Genomic DNA, 16936 nt, shown 5'->3' on the forward strand with positions numbered 1-16936 from the left:
TATCTAAGTTGCTGATTCATGGCTATTTACCTGTAGATTTCTTTACATAATAAACTGGACTTTTCGTTTTGGTTCGGGTAATACTGCCCGTATCATTTAAAAAGTTCAACAATGCCAGAAGTCATTATAAAAATCCACGCGCTGATAATCTCAGCGAATGGGCATCTGCGGGGCCAAGCATTTTCGCCGAGTACGGTTGATAAGTACAACCATTTATGGAGTAAGCTTGCCAAATACATGGCTGCTTCCGGTTCGGAGGTTTACAACAGACAAGTAGGCCAAGAGTTTCTGACACATCTTTACGGACAGTTTTCGTATTCCGGACTTACCCGTAATGAAAAATCGGTTGTCAGAAAGATCCAGTATCTTACCGAATTTCAAGAGAAAGGCTCCGTGCCAGTGAAGCGAAAAAGCCCAGGTCCCTATTTTACGGGTAGTATCGGCAATCTTATGGAAAGCTTCATCGCGTCCAGGCAGGAGTCGGGTTTTTCTACAAGCACCTTGACGTCCAACAGGCTTTATCTGCATATTCTGTTTGTGTTTCTGGAAAAGAAAGGAGTCGGGCTGGCCGGTTCAATCACGCCGACGGATTTAGTGGCCTTCGTTGAATCGCAGAAAGACACGAGCGTTACTACCAAATATGGGATGTTCGGAGTGATAAGGAATTTTCTAAAGCATCTGCATAGCGTTTACCCGGATACCCGCGACTTGTCGGGCATCATCCCGAAAGTCAATTATATCAGGCAGGCAAAATTGCCATCCGTCTATTCCAGGGAGGAAATACAGTCTTTGCTGGCCGTTATCGACCGGGGGAATCCCAAAGGGAAAAGAGATTATGCCCTCATGCTGATCGGTGCCCGGCTTGGCTTGAGGGCATCGGATATACTGGGTCTTACTTTTGCTAATCTGTGTTGGGATGAGTGTCAGATTGTACTCGACCAGAAAAAGACCGGACGGAACCTGGAATTACCCCTAACCTCAGAAATCGGCGAGGCGATCATCGATTACCTCAAACATGGCAGGCCGGTATCCAATCAGCCCTATGTCTTCCTGTGCCTAACTCCGCCATATGGCCAGTTGACCAATGTTACAGTAAGCACCATAACCAGCCATTACCTCACCCTTGCAGGGATAGATACATCCACAAGAAAACATGGGACACACATACTCCGGCACAGCCTGGTTGCGAAATTACTTGACCAAAAGACCCCGATCCATGTGATATCCGGGACATTGGGACATAGCTCGGCGGATTCCACACGGCATTACGTGAGAATCGACACCAAGGCGATGGAACCCTGTGCATTACAGGTGCCGCCTGTGGCCCCCACATTCTATGATAGGGTAACCGACTTCTTTTTTTTAGGAAAGAAAAAACAGGAAACGCGATGAGAAACTACCAAAGCATCTTCGCCCCGTTTATGGAGCGGCACATCAGCCTGAAAAGAGGGCTTGGTTATAAATGCCTTAATATGGGATACACCTATTCCCTCTTTGACCGCTTCATCTTGATCGAAAACGTATCTGCCATCGGCATAACGCGGGAACTGGCAGACAAATGGGCGATGCCCCGACCCAATGAATCCCCACGTACCAGATATGTCCGGATTGCACATGTTGCCCAACTCTGTGAGTTCCTATGCACGCTGGGATACAAATCCCATATCCCCAAGCTGCCCAGGATCCAAAGCAGTCATGTACCCTATATATTTTCAAGGCAGCAGATAGCAGCCATTTTTACAGCATCTGAAAAGCTGATGTTAAAATGCAGTCGCCATGAAACCTCCCTTAGCGCTATCCCTGCACTTTTCAGGATGCTATACGGTACAGGTATGCGTATGGGTGAGGCATTGGCCCTTAGGGATATAGATGTGAACCTAAATGATAAAACCATTTTTATCAAGGGCACCAAGAACGGATGTGACCGACGTATACCGATTTCGGCTTCGCTCGCTGAAGTATGCAAAGGTTACCGTATCCACCGCGATCTTTATGCATACGTGAAGCCGTCAGCGAATGCGTTTTTCCGTTCACACAGTGGCGAAGTATGCCCTAGGAAGACAGTTTACAATTGGTTCAGGAGAATCCTTTCTAAGTCGGACATCCCCCATTGGGGGAAGGGCATGGGCCCTCGCGTGCATGACCTGCGCCATACCTACAGCGTCCATGCATTGGATACAATGGTCGGAAATGGACTGGATCTTTACTACGCACTGCCTATACTGTCGGCTTGTCTGGGACATCGGTCCTTGGATGCTACTGAGCAGTACGTCAGGCTCACATCTGAAATGCATCCTGGACTTTTACAGGACTTAAATGCTGTCTGCAGCTATGTATTCCCTAAAAAATAACACTATGAAGAGTACTGGCTTTTCCAAATACCTGACCGACTTCCTGACCCGGTATCTCCCCGGAGAGCGTGGGGGTAGTTCAAATACGGTGCTATCGTACAAAGATACCTTCCTTTTGCTGGTAATATTTATGAAAAGCGAAAAGGGTATTGCTGCCGAAAGGCTTGACCTAAGGGATATAACCAGGAACAATATACTGGCATTCCTGGATTGGCTCCAATCGGAAAGAGGGTGCAGCGATTCTACAAGGAATGCACGATTGACAGCCCTGCACTCATTTTTCAGGTATCTTCAATACGAAGATCCCATGTATTTGCACGCATCTGGTCAGGTTCTCTCTATTCCGTTGAAAAAGACGGCGTCCCCCACGGTCACATATCTCCCGCTGGATACAATAAAGGCTATCCTGGATGGCCCAGATCTGTCCCAGAAACGGGGCAGAAGGGACCTGGCACTACTATCGATTATGTATGATACCGGTGCCAGGGTACAAGAAATCATCGACCTCACCCCAGTCATGGTACGCCTTGACAGCCCATGTACGGTCAGATTGCGGGGCAAAGGAAATAAATCACGCATAGTCCCTTTGATGGATGCGCAAGTAGGTTTTCTTAGAGATTACATGGCGGAAAACGCTCTCCTTGAACCCCATGCAGCCCAATATCCGCTATTCAGTAACAGCAGAAAGGAAAAATTGACACGGGCCGGAATCACCCATATTCTGTCAAAATATGTATTGCTCGCTCGACAGAGAATAAAAAACATGGTAAAAGGCGCCGTCACGCCTCATGTTATCAGGCACAGCAAAGCAATGCACCTGCTGCAAGCTGGTGTAAATCTGGTATATATACGGGACATCCTTGGTCACGTTTCCGTAAAAACAACTGAAATATACGCCAGAGCTGATTCAAGGAAAAAGCGTGAGGCTTTGGAGGGGGCTTACTCGGAAGTCAAGCCAGAAAATATTCCTTCCTGGCTGGGAAATAACAACTTGATGGGGTGGCTCAAAGAGTTTGGTAAGTGAAATACTATGCAAAGTTAATTGAAATCAATTGCCTGATATCCAGTATGTTGTACGGTCAACTTTGCATATTATTCTTCTTTACATATCGTCGGGTATGTGCCCAACAGGCTAGGTGAACAATATTCTCCTTTTGGGATATGGCCCCATATCCTCCGTAGCCGTCGGTTTGTAAATATCCGGTGAAGTCTTTGAGCATAGCCGAAGGATAAGCGCCTGCCCGGGTAGGCTCGTATTTGAAAAACGTCTGTTTGCCCACAGGGTCATGATACGCCCAAAAGTATCCCTGGTGTGCTCGGCCGGCGCCCCGGTTGCCGCTCTTGTTTTGATGGTCCAGCACCTTGATTACCGTCTCATCGACCTGTAAATAAGGGCTATGTAGCACCAACCCCTTTTGGTATTCGTACAATAATTCAAGCCGCTGCATACCCAGCTTCACCCAGTGGTCTATCGTGGATGCTGCGATATCAATACCTTCCCGCTTAAAGCGCTGTTGTTGGCGGTATAATGGCAGGTGGTCCCAAAATTTATCAATCAATATCTGTGCAATAAGACTTGCGCCAGCCATGCACTTGCCAAATCCGGACTGCGGTAGCGCAGCGATGGCGAAACCAGAGGCCTGGTCAATGCTTTGGGCAGCCTTGATGTATTTGGGACGGATGATGCGCTGGATATAAAAACGGGATGGCACATATTGCAGGCTGTCGGAAACTTCCTGGCCCATCAGCACCATTCCTGTGGTGTCTTCGGCTGGCTCAATGATAATCTCTTCGACCGGAAGATGCTTGGGAAGCGGGCTACGGCCGGGATGCGGCTGGCGGGGCTCTTTGGCCTGATCTCCCTTATGGGCCAGAGCCTTTGTATTGATCAGTTCTGCAAGCTCTTTGATCTCTTGCTCTGAAAGCTGCTCGCCAAAATCCAGCGGGAGCTGGATCGGCGACTGTTCGAAGCGTTCTCGCTTCTGCCCAAATAGCATCCGCTGGAGCTTGGCTATCTGTCTTTCCTTCTGTTGAATGCTGGCATCTTTTTGTTGGATAGTAGCATCTTTCTGCTCGATAAGCGCATCTTTTTGGCCGATCAGGGCGATCAACTCGGTTCTAGACAAGCTTTCCAGTGCATTTTGCATAGTTTAAAAATACGCAAAATCCTCCTAATAAACCATTAAAAAAGCTTGTATCGTGGTTTTTGAAGACTTTTTTTGACTACAATGCCCTCAATCATCAGTACCAGCTCGGCCCATGACAAAACACCTTCACTGCTATGCTGAACCGGACGGGTGTAGGTGCCTTTCTCTAGGTGCTTAATGAAAAGAACGAAGCCGCCAGACTCCCATCTGAGTAATTTAATACACGTACGGCGGCGGTTCAAAAATACAAAAACATCACCGTTCAAAGGATTACGGCCAAGTTCGTTACGAACCAAGCCGCTCAATGAGTAGGCACCTCGGCGCATGTCGCAATCACCTTGATAGAGCAGATACCGGTCCGAAGAGCTCAGCGAAAACATCCAGCGCTACAATAAAGTAACTAACTCACGTAAACGCGCCGTGGCCAGCTCCCCTTTAACACGGATCAACACTCCGCTCGGATAGACAATTTCAAGCAAAACCGGTTCTGGCTCATTAACAATTTCTACGAAACCAGATCGACCGCTATGCTGACGCCGATACCGGGCCCGCCAATAGTCCAATTTACTAACGCTGATCCCATGAAGCCGGGCAAAACTCTGCCGGTCATATTCGCCCGATTCCAGTTCAGTAACCAGTCGGAGCATCTCTTCCGCTTTTTCCGCAACTTTAAACATAATCAATCGTCCAATGTTTTCATTGTGCGATATTAAGACGTTTGATAGTCTCAGGAAAGATGCACTTACTTAGGCGGATACAGTAATCCCGTTAAAATGCGATAACCTTGCAGGTTAACACATTTCAACGGGAGGTTAGATGGTGCTGCCAAAATTTTCGACAAGTAGGCTAAAAATCAATCCTAAGCTTGTTTTTCAACATAGAAGACACCCTCCTCCTTTTTAGTCAGTGGGAGCAATATAAATCAGATTACGAATATGTTTGTGTCTTGTAATTTCCGGGAGTAAGTGCGGGATGGTGGTTAACTCCCTACGCACTGGCATTGTAGTCGTTGGAAGGACTATATTGTGTGAGTTTTTCTGAGGAGAACCTACATACCTCTAGCCAAATCAATTTACTCGACGCTAACAATACCCAGAAGATACTTGCCATAACCACTTTTAACCAATGGCTTCGCAAGTGTAACCAGATCATCCTTTGAAATGAAACCCATTCTGTACGCTACTTCTTCAATGCAACCAATTTTAAGACCTTGGCGCTCTTCAATCACCTGGACAAATTGACCGGCCTGCATCAATGATTCGAACGTACCCGTGTCAAGCCAGGCCGTACCACGATCCAGCACACTAACTTTTAGCTTACCTGCCTCTAGATATTTTTTGTTCACGTCAGTTATTTCTATTTCGCCTCGAGAAGACGGCTTGACATTTTTGGCGATTTCCACAACATCATTGTCATAAAAGTACAAGCCGGGAATTGCGAAATTTGATTTCGGGGTGTCGGGCTTTTCTTCTATTGAAATGGCATTGAAGTCTTTGTCAAACTCGACAACTCCATATCTTTGCGGGTCGTGAACCTGATAAGCATAAACGACACCACCGTCCGGGTCGTTATTTAACTGAAGCAGTTTCGATAAACCCGATCCATAAAAAATGTTATCTCCAAGAACGAGCGCTACCTTGTCTGATCCTATAAAGTCCGCTCCAATAATGAATGCTTGCGCCAATCCGTCCGGACTGGGTTGGATTGCATAACTAAATTTACATCCGATTCTACTTCCGTCGCCCAGCAGCTTTTCAAAATGAGGTAAGTCATGAGGCGTGGAAATAATCAATATTTCATTGATACCGGCTAGCATCAAAATCGAGAGCGGATAATATATCATCGGCTTATCATAAACGGGCATCAATTGTTTGCTTACAGCCAGTGTTAATGGATGTAAGCGGGTGCCAGATCCGCCAGCCAGAATTATTCCTTTCATTTTAATTTAACGTTTAATAACAATTGTAAAATCTACCAAAAATCGCTACCGGCCTTCGTACATTTCCTGATAATAATTCTGATATGCACCGGAGGTTACATTATTAAGCCACTCCGTATTATTCAGATACCAGTCAACAGTGCGTGCTAGTCCTTCGGCAAACTGTAAAGAAGGAACCCAGCCCAGTTCAGTTTTGAGTTTAGTGGCATCGATTGCATAACGTAAGTCATGACCTGCACGATCGGTAACGTAATGAATGAGCTTTTCAGAATGTCCATTTGGTCGTTTTAGCTTTGAATCCATTGTCTTACAAAGCAACAAAACAAGGTCGATGTTTTTCCATTCGTTGTGGCCTCCGATATTGTAAGTTTCTCCAATGACGCCTTTATGAAATATTACATCAATAGCGCGGGCGTGATCCTCCACAAATAGCCAATCTCGAATATTCTCACCCTTGCCATAAACAGGTAGAGGTTTCTCATTAATGATGTTATGTATCATCAATGGTATAAGCTTTTCCGGAAAGTGATTCGGACCATAATTATTCGAACAGTTTGATATAACTATCGGTAGTTTATATGTATTGTGATAGGCCCGTACTAAATGATCTGAAGAAGCTTTCGAAGCACTGTAGGGAGACCGGGGATCATACTTGGTCGTTTCGAGAAAAAATTCGTCAGGATTGTGTAGTTCACCATAAACTTCGTCGGTGGAGACATGATAAAATAAGTGATCACCGAGATTCTTCTGCCATGCCTTTCTCGCTGCTTCCAGCAGGTTAGCTGTTCCGATTACATTGGTAGTTACGAAAGCAAGAGGATCAGATATTGATCGGTCTACATGAGACTCAGCTGCTAAATGAATCACGCCATAGAAATCATAGTGAGCAAATAGTTCATGAAGAAATTGGACATCTACAATATCGCCTTTAACGAATGTGTAGTTTAATGAATTCTCAATGTCCGTTATATTTCGGAGATTTCCAGCGTACGTAAGAGCATCAAGATTAACGATGTGATAGTTCGGGAAATTAGTAACAAAACGTCTAATCACATGTGATCCGATGAAGCCAGCTCCACCAGTAATAAGTATTGTCTTCATAACGTTGAGTAAGCGCAGTTTGATAATGGATTAAAATCGAAATAGCGAGCTATTCAATTTACTGAATACGAACCTTGAAGATATTCCTCAAAAGTAGGAAGCATCTGGTCTTTGAGAGACACAATTGGACTATCTACTTCCCATGGTATTTTTAAAGACGAATCGTTCCAGTGTATGCCGGCCTCTGCTGACTTGCAATATTCTCCGGTACATTTGTAATGAAATATGCTGTCTTCTAATGCCGCAAAACCATGAGCGAATCCCTCAGGGATATATATCATCTTCCCACTTTCGCTGTCAAGGTCAAAGAGCTCATATTTACCAAACGTCGGAGACTCCTGCCTGAGATCCAGAGCAATATCCAGTACGCGTCCTTTAATAACACGTACTAGTTTGCCTTGAGCATGTTCACCGGTTTGGAAATGTAATCCTCTCACCACATTCTTTATTGAGTAAGACTGGTTATCTTGTTTGAAGCTATAAGGAAGTCCCTGCTTCTTCCAAGTATTTTCGTTAAACGATTCAAAAAAGAAACCCCTTTCATCTGAAAAAATGTTGGGAATTATTTCAATTACATCCTTTAAAGTCGTTGAGCGTATATTCATAATCTTTGTGATCTTTTATCCAACATACTTTTCTATAAGACCTTTGGTCTCGTCAATATTGCCCTTTGAGGATGCCCCAAAAAGTACTGATTCGATGTTGGGCAGGGTGCCCAGATATTCGATGGCTTCTTTTGGTCTCAATGCCCCGGCAGCCAATACCTGCATGGCAATAGCACGGAATTGCTTTTCTTTCAGATATTTTTCATATATCTCCTGACCACCAGACATTCTAAAACCAATTTTATTGATTGACGAGCATATAACCGGATTGGAGATTCCTACTGAATGCAGGGCGTCAACCAAAGCCGGCATATTCATTGTAATATATCCTGGCTCCGCATTATATTTCTTGCGGATGTAAGCATCGTAATCGGCAAAAACCTCATACATTTTTAAACCTAATATCATATCGATCAATACATTCTGGAGGAAAATGACAGGTGTATTAATTCCCTTAAACATTTTCATCTCTGCATCGACAAGCAATTCCATAAGTTTGCTGAAATCCTTACTAAAAAAGGCTAACCCTCCTTTTGCGAATGTCCCAAAAATATTACCAGGAACATATTGTTTGATGGTCCCCATGATGCCAAGTTCAGTTACTGCGTTTGCATATTTATGAGCATACGGCATGCAGGGATAAACATTAAAATGTGCGTATTTTGCAGGGTTCTGGCGCATATGCTCGCAGATATTTGCGATCCTGTCATGTGTTGTACACATAAAAGTATTAATGCCTGATTCAATTGCCTGATCCAGCACTTTGATGATCGCAGAATCCTCCTTAAAGCGTATTGATTGTGCGCGGGATTTTTCGTCTGATATGTGGTTGACTGCGAAAAACTGATTATCTCCAAATAGTACCTTATCCATCTTATAGTTTCTTCGATTTTTGAATGATCATTTCAATTACTTTATCAGTATATAGCCCCTGTTCAAATGTGTTAATTTGCGCCGACGCCTTAGTAAGGACGTTGTTCACGAAATAATCTATTTGAGCGCTATATTCTTCACCTCGCAAGTAGAAATTGACTGGTATGGCATAATCTGTAATATACTTGGTCGTCCAGCCGCGATCTAGCTTTTCTTTTGCACTAGCTTCTTTAAGGTAAATTTTGATTTCTGTGGCATCGCATATGATCTTCCCATTTTTACCTTCCACAGTTAATGACGTAGACATTTTCCGATGTGTTTCGTCGCTCCAGTTTACTAGTAAAGCCCCGCTCATTTTATTTTCTAGAGACATTAAGGTATAGACGGCGTCCTCAACGCCATTGGAATAAATACTTTTAAGAATTCCGCCGTGAATCTCAGTGGGTCTTCCAAGAATCTCTTGAATCAGATTGAGAACGTGAGATGCATAATCGAAAAGACATCCACCGCCTTCTTCTGGTTTTGATCGCCAGGTAGCACCTTTTTCTTTGATAACAACTGGTCCATAGGCCTCGCCAGTGAAATTCACGATTTCACCAAGAATTCCACTTTTGATCAATCTTTTAAGTTCCCGAAAGGTACCGATGAAGTGATTGTGATATCCAACCTGGTTAACAAGTCCCCTGTTGGTAGCAATTTTTGCTAACTCATCTCCTTCGTTAGAGTGTAAACTAAATGGTTTTTCACAAAAAACGTGTACGCCTTTTTCCAGGGCATACTTCACCATCATGTAATGTAGTTTGGTAGGGGTTGCGATTACAACAAAATCCAGATTTTCCTGATCCAGCATTTTTTTGAAATCACTATAAGGCACTACTTTGGTGTATTTTTTGAACCCGTCTAATATCATAGACGAAGTGTCACATACTGCGACTAGATCGACCTCAGGATGGGCGCCGACGATGGCCGCGTGTGAAAGCCCCATTTTTCCTAATCCGATTATCCCTGCTTTTAACATAACATATGTTTATTTGAGTAAATACTTAAACTGGTTTAGAATCTTATTTTTTAGCGTATTGTTAGGATAAAGCCCTTATTGAGACTTTTATCAGTTTTAGTTTTTACTGTTTGTCCATGTATCTGAAAGTCGTTCATTGCATCCGCCTCTGCGGAGAACAAGTCATTGGCAGCAAAAATCGAAACAACCTTCTTATTGGATGGAATATGAATTGTACCATTACTTGTTAAGAAAACGGCAAAAATCTGTTGTGTCCCTGGCTTTTTAGCATAAATGATATCGGCACTAGCGAAAGCGTTACTACTTTTATAGGTCTGCCCATCCCAGACCCTGCTGATAAGCGATGAGCCATTTTTGTTTTCCCAAGCAGGTATCACTCGGATTAATTTAAGCCTTGCAGGCACCTCAGTGATATTTTTATAGTCAGGCATATCTCCAGTCCCGCCGAAACGGCCGTACCAAGTGAAGCCGGATCCATTTACAGCAGCTTTGGCAGCGAGCAATAGATTTACTGCTTCACCAAATTTATCTGGGGTAGTGCAAAGAATATTCTGTTTGGTGATCAGACCTGATGCGGCAATTCTCTTATCATCAACAAACATTGTAGTCGATCCTTCTTGGCAAAGAATATCTGGAGAGAAATCTTTTGCGTCCTTCCTATCTTTGATAAGTTTAATCCAACTGTCATAAATAGAGTAGGGCTCGCTAATAAAGTGAGAATGTGGATAGAGCTTCCTGGTCGCCGAAAATAGCTGTTTATAATACTCCAGATGGCCATCTGTATAGGATTGGAATTGTTTTTCTCTGGCTGAGGATGAAAGTCTTGCGCTGTGGTCACCGTTATTCCATTTCTCTAATTTTGCATGAATCCTTTTACCATTCTCAATATCCCAGAAGTCGCCAGCCGGAGTTGGTTCATCCCAGGCGAAACCCGCAAACTTAAACCTTGGATTAACTAGTTGTATAGCCTTTGTATAATCGAGAATACTATCGATCGCCCACGAAATTACGGCTTGTTGCTGGAAGTCTAGTAATACTGTAAAATCGCCTGAACCCGGTTGAGCAATCCAACCCGATGCCAGATTAGCGGGGAACGCAGCAACAGAGTCTTTTAACACACAATGAGATTCATAAAAATTAATCTCATCTTTTGAGTACGTCTTTTTTGAAATAATTCCTCTCCTATAGACGCTGTATTCTGGTGTTTCAATGTAGAAATACATGCCATCTGAAAGGGGGTCAAGCTCCATTCCCTTTTGATAAAAAACGTATTTGTAACTCATTTGCCTGGCGTATGCTAGGTTGTCATGAGCTGAGCCTCTCCAGCTTATACCATAAAAGTTTACATACTCCGGCATCAGGCTCTGCGGCCTGGATTGGGTGTTTTGCGCCAACGCAGATACTGCAGAAAGAAATGCTAAAAAGTAACTGATCCATTTCATCAACTGAACGAATTATATATTTCTAAGTATTCCTTACCCATTTGCTCATTCGAGAAGTGGTCTAACACATGTTTTCTGTTTGCTCGTTCAGACGTAATCTCCGACGGGCGGGGAATTTGAGGATTTTTAACATCTACATACTTAACATTTGGAAATTTTAAGTATGTATGGTGAGGAATATTTGATAAAATTAATGGGATATCACATGACCCTGCCTCCAATACCGCTAACGGTAGGCCTTCCATAATTGTAATATAAAGGAACGCCCTATACTTTTTCATGGTTCCAAATACTTTGTCATGAGAAACGGTACCTTTATATTCAACATAATCACTTTCGTTGACTTTTGCAAGTACTAGATCGCAGTAGTCTGGACACTGTTTGTCTAAAACTCCGTATAAATGAACTTTTATTTTCTGCTCTGTCGCAGCGTCAACAAGCCTGACTACGTTTTTTGCGGGAGTAATCCTGCCTAAATAAATATAAGTGTCGGGATACTGGATATCGTTTTTCTCTTGTGGTGTTTCACAAATATTCGTTCCATTATTTATGTAGTAGGTTTTTCTAAAAAAAATATACTTAGAGAACGCAATTGAATCATATTCTGAGCAATATACCATTCTCGGCAGAAAGACCGTTCCTAGAATATCGACAACCCAAAATACCAATCTATTAAAAAGACTGAACTTAGGGCTGCGAAAATGGACTCCGTGGACTGTAAGAACAATTTTGTGAAATACCAGGGATAGCATCATTGCCATTGGAATGTATTTTTCATTGTGAAAATGAATTATATCTATTCCATTTTTTTTGGCAAAATTCAGGATGTAACTCATTTTGCCAAAATAATTTTTTCCCTCAGGTAAAACCGATATCCGATCCGTTTGAGGTTGATCCCATTCCACCATGAGGTAAAAATCTACAGAAGCAATAGCGTTGACGATGTTGTACACTACTCTCTCAGTTCCTCCATGGGCGGGAGGATAGTTTTTCGCTCCAACGTGTAAGACTTTCATTCTTTTTATGCAATTTGAATAATAAACTTTTCTAACGCAAAGCCATAACCGCAACTATCACTACGTCAATGTAGCAATGAAGCCATCAGCCATGTGTCCTACTGTGAAATCCTTTGATCTGTTTAAAGCTCTCTCTGATAATTCTTTTCTTAATGTATCATTGTCGCGGATGGCCAGTATTTCGTCTATCCATTTTTTCGGCTCCTTATTCGACACTAGAACGCCGGAACGTAAACCGTCAATTTCTCTGATCAGTACATCCCGTTGCGACTCTACGTCGCTAGATACAATTGGAAGACCGGCATAAAGTGCCTCTGCTAAGGCGTTGCTCATTCCTTCGAAATGAGATGGCATCACAAAGACATCAATAGCTTTAAGAAAATGAGGTATCGATTCAGTACTTAGCTCCTCAATAATGAACACCTGATTTAAAACACCTAATTCTTTGGCAGTGTTTTCCAGTTGCCCCCGAAGTTCTCCTTTCCCAACTATTACAAGTAAGGTGTCACCAAGTTTGGGCAAGATGTCAATCAGCAATTTGTGATTCTTTTGTTGTACAATTCTGCCGATATTTCCGATGATAAATGCGGCATCGGGTATTTGTAGTATTTTTCTGCATTCACTTTTGCTCAGAGCAGATGGGTAAAAGGAGATGCCATTATTGATAACCCTGATTTTGTCAAAAATTCTTTTGCCGTAATAATTGAAGGAGTTTTTTGTGGATTTGGAAACCGCCGTTATGGCTGTGTAGATTCCAAGTATTGCCCACAAATAATCCAGCGTTTTGAGAGGCAAGCTTAATTCTTTGTCGCTAAGATTTCGGTGAGAACTTACCCGAATTTTGATCCCGCATGCCATTGCTACGAACAGCCCTAAAATGTTGGCATATGGTAAAAATGAAATGACCGCGTCTGGCTTTTCGACCCTGAATTTACGATAAAGCCGAGTACATATTCGCACAACATCAAGAGGCGATGCTATTTTGCTGTTGTGCATCATAATCGGCGGTGATTCAGTAAAATCCGTGCTCTTTTTGTGCATAAACCAACATTGGCATACAAGTCCCTTCACATTCATTTCGTTAAGAAGCCTTATTGCCGCCCGTTGAGCACCACCAGGTTCGTAATTCGCACATAAGATAATAACCTTCATAATTCTTCAAAACAGATCAATTGCCATGTGGTTAAATAGCAGTCACATTAATTATTTTACTATAATCTTTTGACAATTTTAGCAGGAACTCCTGCCAAGAGTATATTATCTTCTTCGAAAGATTTATTGACGACAGAATTGGCCCCTATCTTAACATTATTTCCCAGCTTAATCGCACCAAAAATTTTTGCTCCGGGACCCATATAGCAATTATCCCCAATCACAGGGGCTCCCCCGTTACTCGCCCCTATATTCACGCAGATGTGAATCCGGGCATTGTCCCCGATTTTTGCGTATTTGGAAATTACTATAGTTCCGTAATGTGGCAGAGACATTCCCTTTCCTAATACATTCATGGGAATGGTGAAACCAAGTTTCATACCATATTGCTTATACACAATATAGTAATATGCAAATAGCAACTTAGCAAATGGTCCTTTCGAATTTTTGTAGTATTCAGCTCTTCTCAATTTTTTGATAAAGCGCCATTTAGGATTTGTTATATGCGCTTTCAGACGTTCCTTGAAGGAGAAATAGTTAATATCCATTGCCTTCGCGTCAGCAGCGAGGAATGTATTATAGTCTTTTCTGGTAAGGATCATGAATAAGTACTTGATTAATACTTCAAGATAATAATAAAAAAAGTAATTAGATAATACCTAAAGCCCGTTTTATCTCGACCATCCTAGCTTTCGCATTACTACGACTTTTAATATAAATGGCCTCTTTGAGCGCTTTTTCTTCGTATTCTTGGAAAGTCTTTATCACCCGGCCGGGCACACCCGCCACAACGACATTATCTGGAATATTTTTTGTGACAACGGTAGAAGCTCCAATAATTACATTGCTTCCTATAGTAACTCCGGGCATAATCATCGCATTACTACCAACAAAAACATTATTACCAATTTTAATTGGCTTAATTATTTCTATTCCAGCATATTTTTGTCTTAACAGCCCCATTCCTCCATCATGATTTAAGAAAGTCACACCTTTAGTAAGAGTCACGTTGTTCCCAATGCTAATTAAATATGGCTCACTACCGAAAATTGGTTGACCGGTAATTCTAAAATTCTCACCAAATTTTACTCCAATGGATTTAGCATAAGATACTGGCGATATGTAACTATGAATTAAATTAAATATCTTTCTCATTACCTAGGAATTAGGTTTTAATTTTCTATACCAGCTCTTAATTGGATTCGTTAAAAATGTACTAAGCATTTGATTAATCACGACGGATTTCTGCGGATTAAGTAGTTTGTAATAATGCTTGTAATAGTAATTTTGGTCGTAGTAGATTGACTCACGGTAGTTTTGCCACCATATATCGTGTCTAGGGCAGAAACTTTGCCATGGATTGATCCCAGTGTAATGAATTACCAAGGGTGATAGACCTTCTTGAATTTCTTCTTCGGAATAAATACGTCTGACCCTTGCCGATTTCTGGTTTGCCTTTAGAAAAAATGTATAAGTTGAATTATACTTTGGTGACACAATTTTAATTTTACCCTTGAAAACTATGTTAGCAATGTCTTGATCAAAAAATACCCATTTTTTCCCACATAGTTTTTTTTGCTCTTCTATAAATTGAGGATTTTCTCGCAACATCTTTAAATTATACAAGAGGAAACCACAATTAACATAATTATCTACATCACACCCTATTTCTTTGGTATACTTGTCATTTACGTAAGCGGCTTTTGCTGCGGCAATAACATAGCCGTCTAAATCGGTCTTACTGTAATATTCCCAAAGATCACCCGTATATAAAATATCGATATCAGAAAACAGCACCCGGTCGTATTGAGGGATCATGTCTGATATTACAATTTTGTAATAGGTTAATCTAGGAATACCGCGAGCCACATAAACATTGTCAAACATATCTCCGATATTTATAAAAGATATTTTGCAGTTGGAGAAATGAGATTCTAATTTTTTTAATTCGCTCTGGTAAGGTGTATCTAATTCAGTTGGGCCGTGCATGATATGGATATCATAGAAAGTGTCGGGATTGGCAGCCTTCAGAAGCGAAGTAAAACATACGCCTGCCGGCATTGTTACTTTGTAGTTAAAAGCGTAAACGATAGGGACGACATTCATAATTATAGAGTTAAATAATGACTAGATAGATCAAGAGTTATTCGCTCCCATCCTTTTTCACCTGTGCTGTATGTTTCTTTTATGTTATTTTCCATTTTAGCTAGTAACGAAGAATCTCCTATAACTCTTCTAAGCGCATTAGCTAGTTCATCAACGTCATTAGGCGGAATTAAAATTCCCGTATGTTCATCCTGAATCATTTCAGGAATTGCTCCAACCTTGGTACCAATTACGGGTTTATTTAGAGCATAGGCACTCATCACGACACCACTTTGAGTGGCATCTTTGTATGGGCACACAACCACGGAGGCTTGACTTAGCAGTTGTACAAGTTCGTCGTTTGGAACGTACCTGTTCAAAATTGTTATTCTTGGAGTGCTAGAATATTTTGTAATATCGAACCAAAACTTTCCGTTGCCTGCAATTATGAGTTCGGCATTAACAGGGCTTCCAATTGAAGAGAACGCCTCTAGCAGGATGTCAATTCCCTTGTATGGGGAGACCCTCCCAAAGAACAATATTTTAAAAGCGTCGGACTTTGTTTGGTTTATTTTGTATAAAGATAAATATTCGTAGACACCCAAGGCCGAAACAAAGACAGATGAGAAATTGAAAGGAGTAGATTCAATGAATGCCTCTTTTTGGGTTGAATTTAAAAGAACTATATTTTTGATGAAAGCGAAATTGAATTTAAATATCAAACTTTTCCTTTTTGTTCCCTCCCCGCTATGAGGAAATGGATCATGAACAGTGAGCACAATTTTTCTTTTGTTTCGAAGTAAAAAGAGATAAAAGTTTTCGTCCAGATAATTCCCACAATGAATAACGTCTGGATTCAGATTCTCTATGAAATTGCGTATCTCAAATTGTAGTTTGAGATTGGATAAGGCAAATTTCTTTGGAGAAGTTCTATTTATTACATGCCACTTGTTAAGTCCTATGAAGCTCGCAAATTGGTGTAGCTCTGGATATTCGGAGGCGCTGAGTATTTCATCTTGTGGTTTAATTTTGGTGATTTTCAATGCAGAGGATGTCAGGTAATATGGAGGTAGATCCATTAAGTAGTGAACGTCACAATGCTTTGAAAGATGATTGACCAACGACAAATCAACATCCAAGAACGGAGGCATGGAAATAAATAGTACTCTCATTTTAATCTCATACTTTTTGTTGGGCATTAATTATG

Annotated in this window: 18 protein-coding genes; 3 read left to right on the top strand and 15 right to left on the bottom strand. The window is 41.8% G+C overall.

Features of this window, described 5'->3' with window-relative positions:
- The first annotated feature begins 111 nt into the window (after positions 1-111).
- Genes ON006_RS04435 through ON006_RS04445 form a run of 3 tightly spaced genes read left to right on the top strand, consistent with a single transcriptional unit; the run spans position 112 to position 3375 of the window.
- A complete protein-coding gene (locus ON006_RS04435) occupies positions 112-1392 on the top strand; it encodes a site-specific integrase (RefSeq protein ID WP_244824964.1) in 1281 nt (426 codons plus the stop codon).
- The gene (locus ON006_RS04440; RefSeq protein WP_244824966.1) at positions 1389-2351 is read left to right on the top strand and encodes a tyrosine-type recombinase/integrase; all 963 of its coding nucleotides are present in this window, start codon (positions 1389-1391) and stop codon (positions 2349-2351) included. The genes ON006_RS04435 and ON006_RS04440 overlap by 4 nt, the downstream gene beginning before the upstream one ends.
- A gap of 4 nt (positions 2352-2355) precedes the next feature.
- A complete protein-coding gene (locus ON006_RS04445; protein ID WP_244824967.1) occupies positions 2356-3375 on the top strand; it encodes a site-specific integrase in 1020 nt (339 codons plus the stop codon).
- 55 nt (positions 3376-3430) lie between these two features.
- On the opposite strand, the gene tnpC is transcribed toward ON006_RS04445, so the two are convergent.
- From tnpC to ON006_RS04520, 15 genes are all read right to left on the bottom strand, one after another.
- Positions 3431-4477, bottom strand: a complete 1047-nt coding sequence (gene tnpC, locus ON006_RS04450; RefSeq protein WP_244824975.1) for an IS66 family transposase — start codon at positions 4475-4477, stop codon at positions 3431-3433.
- 56 nt (positions 4478-4533) lie between these two features.
- On the bottom strand, positions 4534-4878 hold the full coding sequence (gene tnpB, locus ON006_RS04455; protein ID WP_244824977.1) for an IS66 family insertion sequence element accessory protein TnpB: 345 nt from the start codon (positions 4876-4878) through the stop codon (positions 4534-4536).
- A gap of 6 nt (positions 4879-4884) precedes the next feature.
- Positions 4885-5175, bottom strand: a complete 291-nt coding sequence (tnpA, locus tag ON006_RS04460; RefSeq protein WP_244824978.1) for an IS66 family insertion sequence element accessory protein TnpA — start codon at positions 5173-5175, stop codon at positions 4885-4887.
- Positions 5176-5570: 395 nt separating this feature from the next.
- The gene (gene rfbA / locus ON006_RS04465; RefSeq protein ID WP_244824986.1) at positions 5571-6437 is read right to left on the bottom strand and encodes a glucose-1-phosphate thymidylyltransferase RfbA; all 867 of its coding nucleotides are present in this window, start codon (positions 6435-6437) and stop codon (positions 5571-5573) included.
- Positions 6438-6482: 45 nt separating this feature from the next.
- Positions 6483-7538: a dTDP-glucose 4,6-dehydratase gene (rfbB, locus tag ON006_RS04470; protein ID WP_244824988.1), complete on the bottom strand. Its 1056-nt coding sequence runs from the start codon at positions 7536-7538 to the stop codon at positions 6483-6485.
- Positions 7539-7591: 53 nt separating this feature from the next.
- Complete coding sequence (gene rfbC / locus ON006_RS04475; RefSeq protein ID WP_244824990.1) at positions 7592-8143, bottom strand: dTDP-4-dehydrorhamnose 3,5-epimerase; 552 nt, start codon at positions 8141-8143, stop codon at positions 7592-7594.
- Positions 8144-8158: 15 nt separating this feature from the next.
- The gene (locus ON006_RS04480) at positions 8159-8824 is read right to left on the bottom strand and encodes a hypothetical protein (protein ID WP_267609957.1); all 666 of its coding nucleotides are present in this window, start codon (positions 8822-8824) and stop codon (positions 8159-8161) included.
- Between the two features lie 193 nt (positions 8825-9017).
- On the bottom strand, positions 9018-10034 hold the full coding sequence (locus ON006_RS04485) for a Gfo/Idh/MocA family protein (protein ID WP_244824994.1): 1017 nt from the start codon (positions 10032-10034) through the stop codon (positions 9018-9020).
- A 50-nt stretch (positions 10035-10084) separates the two neighbouring features.
- The gene (locus ON006_RS04490; protein WP_244824996.1) at positions 10085-11476 is read right to left on the bottom strand and encodes a hypothetical protein; all 1392 of its coding nucleotides are present in this window, start codon (positions 11474-11476) and stop codon (positions 10085-10087) included.
- A complete protein-coding gene (locus tag ON006_RS04495) occupies positions 11476-12492 on the bottom strand; it encodes a glycosyltransferase family 4 protein (RefSeq protein ID WP_244824997.1) in 1017 nt (338 codons plus the stop codon). Before ON006_RS04495 ends, ON006_RS04490 begins: the two co-directional genes overlap by 1 nt.
- Before the next feature lie 60 nt (positions 12493-12552).
- On the bottom strand, positions 12553-13644 hold the full coding sequence (locus ON006_RS04500; RefSeq protein WP_244824998.1) for a glycosyltransferase family 4 protein: 1092 nt from the start codon (positions 13642-13644) through the stop codon (positions 12553-12555).
- 59 nt (positions 13645-13703) lie between these two features.
- A complete protein-coding gene (locus ON006_RS04505) occupies positions 13704-14246 on the bottom strand; it encodes a serine acetyltransferase (protein ID WP_244825000.1) in 543 nt (180 codons plus the stop codon).
- A 46-nt stretch (positions 14247-14292) separates the two neighbouring features.
- The gene (locus ON006_RS32100) at positions 14293-14799 is read right to left on the bottom strand and encodes an acyltransferase (RefSeq protein ID WP_279680758.1); all 507 of its coding nucleotides are present in this window, start codon (positions 14797-14799) and stop codon (positions 14293-14295) included.
- Between the two features lie 3 nt (positions 14800-14802).
- Positions 14803-15750: a glycosyltransferase family 8 protein gene (locus ON006_RS04515; protein WP_244825001.1), complete on the bottom strand. Its 948-nt coding sequence runs from the start codon at positions 15748-15750 to the stop codon at positions 14803-14805.
- A 2-nt stretch (positions 15751-15752) separates the two neighbouring features.
- Positions 15753-16928, bottom strand: a complete 1176-nt coding sequence (locus ON006_RS04520) for a glycosyltransferase family 4 protein (protein WP_244825003.1) — start codon at positions 16926-16928, stop codon at positions 15753-15755.
- Positions 16929-16936: the final 8 nt, after the last annotated feature.

The organism is Dyadobacter pollutisoli (assembly GCF_026625565.1).
GTDB lineage: Bacteria > Bacteroidota > Bacteroidia > Cytophagales > Spirosomataceae > Dyadobacter > Dyadobacter pollutisoli.

Coding starts and splice junctions, on each gene's coding strand:
- ON006_RS04435 (WP_244824964.1), top strand. CDS start 112: ATGCCAGAAGTCATTATAAAAATCCACGCGCTGATAATCTCAGCGAAT.
- ON006_RS04440 (WP_244824966.1), top strand. CDS start 1,389: ATGAGAAACTACCAAAGCATCTTCGCCCCGTTTATGGAGCGGCACATC.
- ON006_RS04445 (WP_244824967.1), top strand. CDS start 2,356: ATGAAGAGTACTGGCTTTTCCAAATACCTGACCGACTTCCTGACCCGG.
- tnpB (WP_244824977.1), bottom strand. CDS start 4,878: ATGTTTTCGCTGAGCTCTTCGGACCGGTATCTGCTCTATCAAGGTGAT.
- tnpA (WP_244824978.1), bottom strand. CDS start 5,175: ATGTTTAAAGTTGCGGAAAAAGCGGAAGAGATGCTCCGACTGGTTACT.
- rfbA (WP_244824986.1), bottom strand. CDS start 6,437: ATGAAAGGAATAATTCTGGCTGGCGGATCTGGCACCCGCTTACATCCA.
- rfbB (WP_244824988.1), bottom strand. CDS start 7,538: ATGAAGACAATACTTATTACTGGTGGAGCTGGCTTCATCGGATCACAT.
- rfbC (WP_244824990.1), bottom strand. CDS start 8,143: ATGAATATACGCTCAACGACTTTAAAGGATGTAATTGAAATAATTCCC.
- ON006_RS04480 (WP_267609957.1), bottom strand. CDS start 8,824: ATGCGCCAGAACCCTGCAAAATACGCACATTTTAATGTTTATCCCTGC.
- ON006_RS04485 (WP_244824994.1), bottom strand. CDS start 10,034: ATGTTAAAAGCAGGGATAATCGGATTAGGAAAAATGGGGCTTTCACAC.
- ON006_RS04490 (WP_244824996.1), bottom strand. CDS start 11,476: ATGAAATGGATCAGTTACTTTTTAGCATTTCTTTCTGCAGTATCTGCG.
- ON006_RS04495 (WP_244824997.1), bottom strand. CDS start 12,492: ATGAAAGTCTTACACGTTGGAGCGAAAAACTATCCTCCCGCCCATGGA.
- ON006_RS04500 (WP_244824998.1), bottom strand. CDS start 13,644: ATGAAGGTTATTATCTTATGTGCGAATTACGAACCTGGTGGTGCTCAA.
- ON006_RS04505 (WP_244825000.1), bottom strand. CDS start 14,246: ATGATCCTTACCAGAAAAGACTATAATACATTCCTCGCTGCTGACGCG.
- ON006_RS32100 (WP_279680758.1), bottom strand. CDS start 14,799: ATGAGAAAGATATTTAATTTAATTCATAGTTACATATCGCCAGTATCT.
- ON006_RS04515 (WP_244825001.1), bottom strand. CDS start 15,750: ATGAATGTCGTCCCTATCGTTTACGCTTTTAACTACAAAGTAACAATG.
- ON006_RS04520 (WP_244825003.1), bottom strand. CDS start 16,928: ATGCCCAACAAAAAGTATGAGATTAAAATGAGAGTACTATTTATTTCC.